Source organism: Ruegeria sp. AH12, assembly GCF_056541465.1.
The window spans coordinates 300,624-313,504 of record NZ_JBQFYL010000002.1; the positions used below are offsets into that span (position 1 = coordinate 300,624).

At 57.8% G+C, this 12,881-nt stretch carries 10 protein-coding genes; 2 read left to right on the forward strand and 8 right to left on the reverse strand.

All coding sequences use genetic code 11. The features are described 5' to 3' along the window. Positions 1–123: 123 nt before the first annotated feature. Both ACR0EL_RS05585 and ACR0EL_RS05590 read right to left on the reverse strand, forming a co-directional pair. Positions 124–1,095: a LysR family transcriptional regulator gene (locus ACR0EL_RS05585; RefSeq protein ID WP_480498802.1), complete on the reverse strand. Its 972-nt coding sequence runs from the start codon at positions 1,093–1,095 to the stop codon at positions 124–126. A gap of 125 nt (positions 1,096–1,220) precedes the next feature. Further along, complete coding sequence (locus ACR0EL_RS05590; protein WP_480498803.1) at positions 1,221–3,656, reverse strand: GcvT family protein; 2,436 nt, start codon at positions 3,654–3,656, stop codon at positions 1,221–1,223. Positions 3,657–3,841: 185 nt separating this feature from the next. Between ACR0EL_RS05590 and ACR0EL_RS05595 the strand changes: the two genes are divergently transcribed. Together ACR0EL_RS05595 and speB are read left to right on the forward strand one after the other, a co-directional pair. Next, positions 3,842–5,362: a trimethylamine methyltransferase family protein gene (locus tag ACR0EL_RS05595; RefSeq protein WP_480498804.1), complete on the forward strand. Its 1,521-nt coding sequence runs from the start codon at positions 3,842–3,844 to the stop codon at positions 5,360–5,362. 72 nt (positions 5,363–5,434) lie between these two features. Further along, on the forward strand, positions 5,435–6,403 hold the full coding sequence (gene speB / locus ACR0EL_RS05600; RefSeq protein ID WP_480498805.1) for an agmatinase: 969 nt from the start codon (positions 5,435–5,437) through the stop codon (positions 6,401–6,403). Here the strand turns inward: speB and ACR0EL_RS05605 are convergent. From ACR0EL_RS05605 to ACR0EL_RS05630, 6 genes are all read right to left on the reverse strand, one after another. Then, on the reverse strand, positions 6,400–7,374 hold the full coding sequence (locus tag ACR0EL_RS05605; RefSeq protein WP_480498806.1) for an arginase family protein: 975 nt from the start codon (positions 7,372–7,374) through the stop codon (positions 6,400–6,402). The genes speB and ACR0EL_RS05605 overlap by 4 nt on opposite strands. Positions 7,375–7,427: 53 nt before the next feature. Then, positions 7,428–9,017: an ABC transporter permease gene (locus ACR0EL_RS05610; protein ID WP_480498807.1), complete on the reverse strand. Its 1,590-nt coding sequence runs from the start codon at positions 9,015–9,017 to the stop codon at positions 7,428–7,430. Further along, positions 9,010–10,047, reverse strand: coding sequence for a quaternary amine ABC transporter ATP-binding protein (locus tag ACR0EL_RS05615; RefSeq protein WP_480498808.1), 1,038 nt, complete (start codon positions 10,045–10,047; stop codon positions 9,010–9,012). The genes ACR0EL_RS05610 and ACR0EL_RS05615 overlap by 8 nt, the downstream gene beginning before the upstream one ends. A gap of 84 nt (positions 10,048–10,131) precedes the next feature. Beyond that, positions 10,132–11,082, reverse strand: a complete 951-nt coding sequence (locus ACR0EL_RS05620) for an ABC transporter substrate-binding protein (protein WP_170532402.1) — start codon at positions 11,080–11,082, stop codon at positions 10,132–10,134. A 285-nt stretch (positions 11,083–11,367) separates the two neighbouring features. Then, positions 11,368–12,072, reverse strand: coding sequence for a hypothetical protein (locus ACR0EL_RS05625; protein WP_480498809.1), 705 nt, complete (start codon positions 12,070–12,072; stop codon positions 11,368–11,370). Positions 12,073–12,102: 30 nt separating this feature from the next. Then, positions 12,103–12,873 (reverse strand): COG1470 family protein, encoded by a 771-nt coding sequence (locus ACR0EL_RS05630; protein ID WP_480498810.1) that lies wholly within the window; start codon positions 12,871–12,873, stop codon positions 12,103–12,105. Positions 12,874–12,881 lie beyond the last annotated feature (8 nt).

Here is a 12,881-nt window from a genome sequence, read left to right on the forward strand (position 1 = left end):
GGATATGGTTCCAGCCTTTTAACTTCGGTTCAGACATCTGCGCGATCCCGCTGCGTATACGCGTCAGTCTGGCACGAACCACGCCTTGGACAAAGCAATTGTTCTGGCCTGCGTTTGCCGTCGTTAAGCGGATTCGAGCGGCAAAACGCGAAAGTCCTGTTCGATCCAGCGATATCTGGTGCAGATCGGGTCACAATAGTTTTGCTTGATCAGTTTGCTCAGAACGCGGTGTATCAGCATCGACGTTGAGGACGGATAGACCTCGGTCGTGAACAAAGACACGGTGCGCGCAAAGTTTCTGCCGGGAAAGGGCTGCACGTTGATGTTGTCGTGAAACCTGCGCGCACGTCGAAAGCTGGCGGCGGTGGTCACGGCCCATCCACTGCCTTCGGCGACCAGCCCGGCGATGGACTGGTTGCACTCTAGCTCGAACCGATTGGGCAGATTGATTTTGCTGCGCGTCAGCTGAATTTCGATCTGCTTTCCGATCGTGTAGTCGCGGGAATACCGCAGGAACGGCAGATCAGCATCTGGTTTCAGAACGTCTTCTACCGTGCCGGAATAGGTCCTGGGCAGGATGACCAGGAACGGATCGCGCAGTAGCGGGTATTCGATCAGCCCCTCTGTACGGCCCGGTGGGCGTGTGGCAACTCCAGCGTCCAGCTTATGCTCCTGCAACTTAACAATGATTTCATGGCTCGGACGGGTGAAATGCCGAAAGTTACACCGGGGAAGCGTCTGCGCCAGATAGCGGAACAGTTCCGGCGCGACCTGGTTGTCAAAATCATCAACCAGGGCCAATCGCAGAGATGTGGCGTGCAGCCAGTTCCCAGACCGGATTTCTGCCTCACCCCGTTTCAGCACGGTCAGCCCCTCGCGCACATATCGCGCGAACACTTCACCTGCAGGGGTAAGGCCCATCGGTCGACGCCCGTGATCAACCAGATCAATACCCAGCGCGGTTTCCAGACTGCGCAGATGGTTCGAAACGGTACTGATAGACAACCCCGTTTCAGACGCCGTTTGCTGGATGGATCCGGACTTGGCGATCAACTGGAACACCTCTAGCCAGCGCAAACTTAGCGATTTCGACATCAGCGTGTCTCCCGCTGCCCACTGTTTCGGAAAAACCGAAACAGAGAATCGCAGAGACAGCAATGCGGAAATTGAATTTGAGGCCAAGAAGGCGGCTTAAATAGCCAAATTGCGCAGTTTAGTGCCTAGCTCTGCATTCGCTCAAACTGTGAATCATAGGGCGAAGGCGCGATGATCATTGCTTCGACTCGCGTTCCGCACATGTCGATTTCATGTTTAGTGCCGATGTCGGCACACTCGGGCTCGATAAAGGCATAGGCCAGGTTCAACCCTGTCCGATGCCCCCATTCGCCTGACGTCACCGTCCCGACGACACGCCCCCCTTGCATCACGGAGGCCCCGCCATGTGCTGGCGCTTGGTCAGTTTGCACAGCAAGCGTCACGAGGCATTTGGACGGCCCTTTCTCGCGCCGTTCCACCAAGGCCTCTCGCCCGATAAAATCACCTTTATGAGGTTTCACAAACCGGGCCAAACCGGTCTCATACGGATCGAATTCGGTGATCAGATCAGCTTTCCAATGCAGAAAGCCTTTCTCCATTCGCATCGACTCGACCGCGCGCGCGCCAAACAGGCGCATATCAAACGCGCCCCCAGCCTGGCGCAAAGCTAAGTATGCGGCATAGAGCGATGAATTGGGTACATGGATTTCATAGGCAAGCTCGCCCGAAAAACTCAAGTTCATCACAGTCGCGGGTGCAATACCGACAAAACACTCCCGCACGCTGAGCCATGGAAACGCGTCTGCGGACCAATCACCACGGGCACAACCGGCCAAGACTGCGCGAGCATTGGGGCCTGCCAAAACAAGGATCGTCTGGTCGTTGGTCAGGCTTCTGAGACACACATCCTCGTCCGCGCGCAGATGCTGGTCGAGCCAATCCATGTCATGATATTCGCTGGCCGCCGCCGAGCCGTACCAGACCCGCGCAGGGCCGCGATCACTGGCAGGCAAGTTCGCAACCGTCGCCTCAGCTTTGATCATTCCGTGATGGTTCAGCAAGTATCCCAGCCCCACCCGGCCTTCGCGTTTCGTCACCGTGCCGCAGAACACGCGGTCCAGAAAGGCATGGCGGTCCGATCCGGTGATCTCGATCCGGTTGAACCCATTCACCTCCGCTAACCCGACATTGGTTTGCACGTTCTGGACTTCGGATGCGACGATGTCGAAGCTTTCGTCAAAGTCGAAACCGAGGGTCGGTTCGAACTCGGGATGGGGTTTGATATAGTCAACGCGTTCCCACCCATTCACCACAGTGAATTCCGCCCTTTCTGCCGCCAAAACGGGGGTTAAAGGCGTGGTTTTGGCCGGACGTCCCGCAGGCCGATGCTCGTGTGGAAAATGAAATCGGAATTCATTTTGATAATCCTCAATGGCTTTCAGCGCCGTAAGCTCGACATTGGCATGACCGGTAAAGCGCCGCGGGTCGAGACACCAGGTGTCATAACAGGCCTCGCCATGCACGATCTGTTGAGCCAACAGCCAGCCGTGCCCGCCGCCTTCGCCCAGGCCAGCGCGTAGGCCGATAATACAAAATGCGTTGCGCTTGCCGGGTATCGGCCCAACCAAAGGCGCGCCGTCGATCGTGTAGGTGATCGGACCATTGACGACGGTGTGTATACCAACCTCCATCAAGGCGGGCATCCGCGCAAAGGCCCCTTCCAGAACGTCCGTTACGCGGTCCAGATCATCTGGGCACAAGGCGTTGACGAAATTTGGATCAATCCCGTCCATGCCCCAGGTTTTGCAATCCTGTTCATAGAACCCAACCAGTAGGCCGTTCTTTTCCTGACGGCAGTAATAATCGCTGATCGGGCATCTGAGCAGCGGCATCCGGTGACCTGCATCGCGAATGGCTGCGATCTCTTCTGTCAGAAAGTACTGATGCTCCATCGATGCGACCGGGTGCTGAACCCCCATCATCGCGCCGACTTCGTTCACGCGATAGCCGCAGGCATTCACGACGATGTCGCAGTCGATATCGCCATGTTCTGTCTGCACGGTCCAGGTGTCATCACTGTGCTGGACCAGACCCGTCACCGGCGTATTGCGGTAGACCTCGGCCCCTGCCTTGCGGGCGCGCCGCGCTAGAGCCTGACACAGTTGCGCCGGATCAATATCGCCATCCAGCGGATCCCACAGCCCTCCGATCAGATTGTCGGTCGAAATCAAAGGGTGCCTGCGGGCGCATTCTTCGGCATCGATCACCTCGAAATGCACATCCATCCCCCGCGCCATCGACCTGAAATGGCGGTAGCCTTGCATCTGCGCTTCGGTATTGGCCAGCCGAATGCCCCCATCGGCGTGATGGTAGTTGATCGGATAATCCGGATCGTCGGCCAATTCCTTGTACAAACGAATCGAGTGGGATTTCAGCCCAACCATCGTCTGGTTCATGCCGAAATTCGTCACCTGCGCGGCGGAATGCCAGGTGGTGCCCGATGTCAGCTCATTCCGTTCGACCAGAACCACATCGCTCCAGCCTTCCTGCGTCAGATGGTACAAGGTGGAACATCCGGCGATCCCCCCTCCGATCACAACGACCTTTGTGCGTGACTTCATCGCGCGCTCCCTCCTGCGTCGGTCAGATGGTGGGGACAAACCGGGCCTATCAGCAACGCGGGTTTTGTGAGTTTGAAAAAATCGAAACTGTGGTTTTAGATTTCAAAAGGCTGATTTCTGGTTTTGCGGGTAGCCATCTCTGAGTTTTACGGTGATCCCAGATAAGACGGAGGAGCGCCCTGCGCATGGCATCGGACGGAAACAGACGCAGCGGCCGCAAGGCCCGCCATGCGCAACGGGCCGCCAAGCCCGAGGTTGATCCTTGTGCACCAGGACAGGTCGGCGGGTTCTACAAACCGCTGACAGAAGCCGAGATTTCCCGCATCTATGATACCGCGCTTCGCCTGTTGGAAACGCTCGGTATGGGTGAAGTTCCAGATCGGCTGCGCAGGGATCTACTATCGGCGGGCGCGTTGGAGGCTGAACAAGACCGCGTTTTGCTTCCGCGCGGCATGGTCGAAAACGCAATCAGCACAGCCGCCAAAACCTTCACCCTGCACGGCCGAGACGCGGCGCGATCCATCGAAGTGGGGGGCGATCGGGTGTTTTTCGGAACCGGAGGCGCCGCGGTTCAGACACTGGATCTTGAGAGCGGCGTGTACCGCCCCTCAACCCTCGCCGATCTGCATGATTTTACGCGGCTGCAGGACACGCTGGCCAATGTCAGTTGGTTCACTCGCTGCTGCGTGGCCACGGATGTACCCGATGTTTTGGATTTGGACGTAAACACCGCCTATGCGCTTGTCAAAAACACCACGAAACCTGTCGCAACCTCATTCACCTTGGCCGAGCATGTCGCCCCGATTGTCTCGCTATTAGACATTGCCGCAGGTGGCCCCGGCGCGTTTTCCGAACGCCCGTTCTTGAAGGCACATATCAGCCCGGTGATATCCCCGTTGCGCTACGGCGAAGATGCGGTGGACGTTGTCTATGAATGCGTCCGTCACAACATCCCGATGTCCTGCATCACAGCCGCGCAGGCCGGGGCGACGGCACCGGCGACACTGGCCGGCTTTCTAGCGCAATCGCTGGCTGAGACACTGGCCAGTCTGGTGATGGTCAACACGATCCAACCCGGCTTTCCGATGGTGTTTTCCAACTGGCCTTTCATCGTTGATTTACGCACAGGGGCGTTTGCGGGCGGCAGTGGGGAAACCGCCATCCTGAACGCGGCCTCGGCCCAGATCATCAACTGGCTGGGCCTACCCTCGGGCGTTGCTGCCTCGATGACGGACGCCAAGGCCATTGACGCGCAATACGGGGTTGAGAAGGGCATGACCTCGCTGGCGGCGGCGCTGGCCGGTGGAAACCTGATCTACGAAAGCTCGGGCATGACCGCGTCGCTGTTGGGTGCGAGTTTTGAAGCCTTTGTCCTAGACAACGAAATGCACTCTCACACGTACCGCGCGTTGCGGGGGATTGAAGTGACCGAAGAAAACCTGGGCTTCGAGGCGATCTGCCAGTCGGTTCTGGGCGATGGTCACTTTCTCGGCAGTTCTCATACCTATGAAGCCATGGAGCGGGACTATTTCTACCCCGCCCTCGCCGACCGGACCGAGCCGCGCACGTGGCAAGAGGACGGTGCAAAGGACGCCTGGACCAATGCCCGCGAACAGGCGCTCGAAACCCTGCAAACACACCACCCGGCCTATCTGACGCCCGAGCAGGATGCAGAGATCCGCAAGCAGTTTCGCATTCTCTACTGACCCCAAACTATCGATTGGCGACACGCCGCCAGCCGGTTAGGGTCGCACGACGATTAGGAGCAAGGGGTCACCATGGCAGACGCGTTTTTTCAACCGGTATCAGCGATGGAGCTTGCGCGATTTGCGGGTGTTCCAACCTTCATGCGCCTGCCGAACCTGACACCCGAGCATGAGCGATACAAAGACGTCGATCTGGCGCTGGTCGGTATCCCGTGGGACGGCGGCACAACAAACCGGCCCGGCGCGCGGCATGGCCCCCGGCAATTGCGCGACTTTTCTACCATGATCCGCGCCATGAACCCGGTGACCGGTGTTAGCCCGTTTTCCTTGGTGAACTGCGCCGATCTAGGGGACGTCGCACCCAACCCGGTGGACATCGACGACACATTGGATCACGTGACAAGCTTCTATGATCGTCTTGTGTCAGATGGCATTACGCCGCTTACCGCTGGCGGGGATCACCTGACGACCCTGCCAGTCCTGCGCGCTTTGGCAGCATCCGGTCCGCTGGGCCTGATCCAGTTCGACAGCCATACCGACCTGTTTGATACCTATTTCGGTGGCCACAAGTTCACCCACGGCACCCCGTTCCGCCGCGCCGTCGAAGAGGGTTTGGTCGATCCCAAACGCTTTGTTCAGGTCGGCATTCGGGGCACCGCCTACAATACCGAGGATATCGAATGGGGCGAGGCGCAAGGCATTCGTATTATCCGCATTGAGGAACTATTCGACCGCGGCATCGACGATGTCATGGCCGAGGTCCGACAGATTGTCGGCACAGCCCCGACCTATTGCACCTATGACATCGACTTTGTCGACCCAACCTACGCCCCCGGCACAGGCACGCCTGAAATCGGTGGACCCAACAGTTTTCAGGCGCAACAGGTCATTCGGCAGATGTCCGGCGTGAACCTTGTGGGCGCGGATTTGGTCGAAGTTGCCCCCCCGTTCGATCCAAACGGGGGCACGGCATGGCTTGGTATTTCACTGATGTTCGAACTGCTCTGTGTGCTGGCGCAGGCCGTGGATGCGCGGTGCTAGCTGACGTTTTCGGCAATCATCGAGATCATCTCGAACATCACCGCAGCCGCTGTCAGCGCGGTAATGTTGTTCGGGCTGTCTTTGGTGGGCATCATACAGACCACATCCCCGCCGATAATGTTCAAGCCGCGCGCCGCATGTAGGAGACCCACCGCCTCATCAATATCGAAACCCTTCTCGCCGGGTTCCAGATTGGACACCGCAGGCGCAACAGTCGGGTCGAGGCAATCCAGATCGAAGGTGATATAAACCGGACGGTCGCCCAAAACTTCGCGCGTTTGCGACACCACATCGGCAAGGCCGCGCTGGCGAAACTCGCGCATTGTCACGATGTTGTAGCCGTAGTCATAAGACGGTTGCAGCCAGTCCAGACTGCGTGGATGCCCCCTTAGGCCAATCTGCATCGACCGGCTTGGGTCAACCTGCCCCTGATCGGCCAAATACGCGCCCCAATGCGCGGCGGATTTCTTGGCGCCGAGGAAGTGATCCACCTTGGTAAATACATCCGTATGGGCATCGAGATGCAGAAAGCTGACCGGCTCGCCCCCCGCCAGCTTGCCACAGCCCAGCGCCTGAACGATCCCGCCGGTGATCGAGTGATCGCCACCAATCGAAACCGGGCGCGCGCCGGCGGCGTCGATGTCTTTGTAGAACCTGGTGATCTGCTCGATACAGGCTTCGTTATCATTAGCTCGGGGAAACGGCACATCGCCGACATCAGCGATCTTGGCGCTGGTCCAAGGATCAATCTGAAACAGCGAATGAACCCGGCGCTGCAAAGCTGAGACATGGCGCAGCGCGCGCGGGCCCAGGTGCTGATCACGTTCAGTGGTGCCATTACCGGTGGAATGGGGCACACCGACCAGGGCAATATCCTGACCCTCAGGACCTGTGTTCGGGCACCGGAAAAGCGTCGGCACGCCCCACCAATACAGGTTGTCCATCATGGATTGTTCGTAACGATCCACCATTTCGCTCTCCCTCACAGAAAAACGCCCCCGGCGGGAACCGGGGGCGCTTGTATTTAGATTTTTTCGTCTTCTCGCCGGAAGGCCCCTTGCACGATCCGGTCGATGACCATCGCGCAGAATAGGATGGCAAAGCCGCCCAGCAGACCTGGACCCTTCGCCGCGTATTGCAGCGCCTCAAGGATTTCCTTGCCCAGACCGCCACCGCCGATCAGCGAGATAATCACCACCATCGACAGGCACATCAGGATGGTCTGGTTCACCCCTGTCATGATCGAGGGCAAGGCCAACGGTATCTCCACATCCTTCAGCAACTGCCATTTCGAGGCACCGAAGGCGACCGCAGCCTCTTTGATACTGTCTGGCACCCCTCGCATCCCCAGCGCGGTCAGTCGAATGACCGGCGGCATACCAAAGATGATGGTGGCCAGAATGCCCGGCGGGTTGCCCGTGCCGAAGAAAGCGATAATCGGGATCAGGTAGACGAACGCGGGGAGAGTCTGCATCAGGTCCAACACCGGCTCAGCTGCGCGATAGGCGCGCTGCGACTTGCCGAACCAAATGCCCAGCGGAATGCCGAACACGACGCACAGGATCACCGCTGCACCCACCAGCGCAACCGTCTCCATCGCCACATCCCAGTATCCCAGCAGTGCAATATACGCCAACGACGCCGCGGTGAAGATCGCGACCCGAGGACCAGCCGCGCGCCACGCGGTCACGCAGATGACCAGCATGACCACCGGCCAAGGTGATCCGATCAGCGCAATGGTCAGCGCATCCAGAACCGAGCGAACACCCGCTACGATCCCATCAAACACATCGCCCCCAGCCGCGGCGGCGGCATCTATCCGCGCCTCCATCCAGTTGGCAAGCGCTGAGAACAAGGTGCCTCCGCCCTCGCCCAGGAACACAGCGGACACTTCCTGTTCTGGGAAGGCATCCAGCAATGGCAGCGATGCGTTTACAGTGAACTTGTAAACGATCAGCGGGCCGATCGCGGCGATCAGGATCGCTCCCATCACGATGTTTCGGGTCGAGCGCCCGCTTTCAACGCTGTCAGGGTTGATCCGCCAGTTGGAATACTGCTTCTCGTAAATACGATCCGCGTAGAACCCCTGCACCAGCTTGAACACCAATAGCATCAGCAAACCGGTCAGCAGGATGCCTGTGGCCTCGGATTGCGCGGCCAATGCGCGTTCAAGGCTGGTATCCGCCGCTTTCTGGATGTTCTCAGCCAGTTTGGTGAACCGGTCGATATCCGCCTGCTCGGTCGCGGCGGCGGCCCGACTAAGCAGCTCATCCGCGCGTTCCTGCTGGCGCGCGGCCCGGTCAGCGAAATCTGCGCCCGGATTGCCCCAGGCGCCGCGCCCGATCTGCACCCAGGCGATGATTTCGAGGATCAGAAAGGTCCAAAACATACCCCAGATAGCCCGCGAGGCCGACCAGAATGGCCCTAGAACGGCAGCCCAAAGGTTGAACGTATTCGGGACAGGGCTGGTTGCGTCATGGATCTTGTGAAACGCATTGACGTAGTAGTCGCCGTTCGGCCCTGCGAATTCGTGGATCGATTGATCCAGCGTCTCGCGGTCGACTTCGATATCCGAGGCGGCGGTGACTTTCATTTCCATGGCTGCATCAGTCATTTTTGCCCCCCTGAATTCCACGCAGCAGACGCGGTTTGGTTACAACACCCACGTCTGCACCTGCGTCTGTGATGACCACTGGCATCTCGGTATTGACGGCCAGATCAATCAGCTGATCCAGATCGGCCCCTTCATCCGCACGGGGCGCACCCTCTAGCGGACCGGAATAGCTGGCCACCGGTTCCATGATCGAGTGCGCCTTGACCAGTTTCAGTTTCGATATGCCCTGAACAAACTCGCGCACATAGTCGTCTGCCGGGTTCATAACGATATCTTCCGGCGTTCCGATTTGAACGATCACGCCGTCCTTCATGATGGCGATCCGATGGCCAATGCGAATGGCCTCATCCAGGTCATGGGTAATGAACAGGGTCGTTTTTTTCAGCTGTGCCACAAGCGCCTTGAACTGATCCTGCAATTGCAGGCGGATCAGCGGGTCCAGCGCCGAGAATGGTTCATCCATCAGCAGGATTTCAGGGTCCGAGGCCAAAGCGCGGGCAATGCCCACACGCTGTTGCATCCCGCCTGACAATTCTTTGGGCAGGCGGTCTTCGTACCCGGTCAGGTCCACAAGGCCCAGCGCGTGATCGGATACCGCCCAGCGCTTGGATTTTGAGACTTTGCGGATTTCCAGCGGATAGGCCACGTTATCGCGTACCGAGCGGTGCGGCATCAGCGCCATATGCTGGAACACCATCCCGATCTGTTGCGCCCGGATGCGGCGCAATTCGTTCTCGGAAATGGCGGAAACATCCTTACCCAGAATTTCGATTTTGCCCGCCGTGGGCTCGATCAGGCGATTCACATGCCGGACCAGAGTGGATTTGCCTGAACCAGACAGACCCATGATACAGAATATTTCACCGCGCGAGACTTCGAAACTGGCATCCTGCACACCAACAACACAGCCATATTGTTCTAGAACCTGAGCCTTGGTCAGCCCTTCTTTCAGAACGGCGCCCATGGCCTCGGCAGCGCGATTGCCGAAGATTTTCCAAACATTTTCAAGTTTTACGACAGATTCGTCCATTTGCCCCCCATGAAGGCGTCGTTGCGCCAGGCAGATAGGAAACGGGCCGCTGCGATTTTTCGCAACGGCCCGGATATGTATGGCTTAGTTGGTCAACCAGCCGATCACAGTGTCTTCGTTATCTGACACCCATTGGCGCGCGAAATCCGCGGCTTCGACATTGTCCACGGCCAGCGCCTTGCCCATCGCGCTCAGGTCATCGCCCTGCATTTGGTAGTTGGCAAACAGAGCTGCAACTTCGGGATAAGCCTCTTCCAGTTCCTTGGCATAGTGCAGGTGCAGGGTCGCACCATTCCAAGCCGAGGACGCCTCGGACTTGGCTAGCCAATCGGGATCATCCGTGGGCTGCACGATGGTCCAGGTTGCCGGATCATGTGGAGGCTCTTCCAGAACGGTCAGCTCCTGTGTCACAAAGATATAGTGCGGGCTGTAGCAGAAGCCGATCCAAGGATCGCCCGCCTTGGTGGCGTTGGCCAGATTTGCGTAGGCGATGGTTTCTTCATACTCAGTCAGATCGAAGATCTGATCATAGCCATATGATTTCGCACGGATTTTCTCGACCACAGTCGACGCCCAACCAGGCGCGCCAATCCACACTTCTGGGGTTCCGTTCCCATCGGTGTCAAAAATGGCCATTTTGTCCGGATCGCTTAGATCATCGATTGATTTGATGTCATGCTGTTCGGCAATATAGGTTGGGACGCACATGCCTTGTTCGGCCTGAACCGGGTTCTGGTTCATCACGACCGTGCCATTATCTTTTACATAAGTGTCGTGCAGGTTTTGCTGGTTTGGCATCCAAACCTCGGGGTGGACATGCATGGATCCACTGTCCATCGCCTCAAACACGATCGGGTTCGTTCCGTTCTGAAGCTCCACATCCAGCCCCAGGTTTTCTTCGATCACAACCTCAAGGATATGCGCCGTTGCGTTGACCGAGGCCCAGTTGGGAACGCCGATCACAATGTCGGCCGCAAATGCGGGCAAAGCGACCACTGCAGATGCGCCACCCAGTAGCATCGAAAATTTGTTCATCAGGTCTCTCCATGTTGGACATGTAGCGCGCAGTCTTCCGGTGCGTCCCGGCGCGCGCGCTTATTCTATTGACAACATGTGCGTTCTCAGTTTGTTAGCGTCTGATTGTGAGCAAAACACATGCTCCAAAAGACAAACATGCGAAGCTATCGCGCTTCAAGGTCGACATAGCCGGAATCGGCAAGATTCTACTTTATCCAAACAGACCTATGATTTTTTCGAAATACGCCTGCAGCTTCGCCCTACGAACGGGCAAGGCACCTGTTCGGTGCCAGCAATATCCGCCTAGCAGCACCCGCACTTGCATGCAGCGACATAGCTGTCGCAATGGTTCGGCAAGACAGCAACAGCAACAAGAACAGGGCGCGAGATACAGCCATCCGCACTGACCCGGGCGTATGCCACTTCGCATCGATCGACATCCAGATGTCTTTCCTTCGTCTTGTCGCCACGTCCCGCTGCCGCGGATCCAGAGGCACCGTTTTTGGAGAAGGCAGAGCAATCGACATTGACAACCAACTGCACTACCTTTTCTTCACACGGCCCGAGTTCGAACTTTGTGTCAGACAGCGCGGCCGTCCACCCCAGATCGTGCCCGCTGGCGGTGGTGAAACTGCTCAGCGACAGCGTCACCTCGCGCGTGCGGCGCGTATCATTGGCGAAGGTCAGCGAAATCACCCGGCGTTCCGAACACCGGGCTTCGATCAGAACATCGCCATCGCAAATGCAGCAATCGCAGCAACTGTCGTATGACTTTGTATCACAAACGCAGTCACAGCCCTTACCCTTCGAAGCGCCTGAATACCCTCCGCCAGGAACCCGGTAGAACCCTTGCGTATAGGCCTGCAGCTGCACATAGCCTTCCTGCAAATTTTCAAAATAGTCATCGACATTCATCATCCGCATGCCCTGCGTCCGATAGCAGTAGCCGTAGAAGACTTCGGGCTTCTTATCGCATCCGTCGGAATGCCGAGTCATTGTCCTTTGCATGGTCGTGCCTCCTTGTATCAGGCAGAGCGTTCAAACCGCCAAGATGTGTACTGTCACGGTTTCAGACGAAACCCGGATCATCGCCGTGGCATCGACGCCTTTTGGAATGGTGCCCGGTATCGTGAATTCCCAGATTTGCGAAACGGTCCCGCCCGCGCCAACGGTCACAGCATCGTTCTTGACCTTCAGCGGCGTGAAACTTTCCAACTCGGCATCATAGCTCAACGACATCGCGCGCATCACGTCATCTAAGGTGCGATCCGTATCGCGCAGCTTCTTGAGCATCTCGCGCTGTGCCCGGCAGTGAAGCAAGTCCAGATCCAGTTGGATTGCGCCGATGGCGGGAACATCAATCGGAACGTTGCCGTGATTTCGGAATACCATCAGTTTTTTGATCTTGGCACCCGGTTTGCCGACCAGAAACACCTCATCCGGTGTGATTTCAAAATCGACAACCTCGGTAACAATCACCTCGACCGGATGGTTGGTGCCATCAACCGGCAGTGACATCTTATAGACCCCCGGCGGGGTTGATGGGTTAAGCGCTGCAGTGACCGGAACAGATTTACTGGCACCAGCACGCAGTTTGACCCGTGGCAAATCTGCTGAGAGCAGTGGCTGAGCCTTTGCGCCGCGCGTCTTCGGCTTAACCTCTGTCAGCTTCAAATCCCGCAGGGCTTTGCGTTCGGCACCTGTATTCGACAACGCCAAGGTGCCGTGCAACGCACCAGGCGCGCCCGTCAGAACAAGCGGCTCTAGAAGTGAGACATCAGGGGTCTTTTTCTTTGCAGCCGTCGCCATGTCGCGCC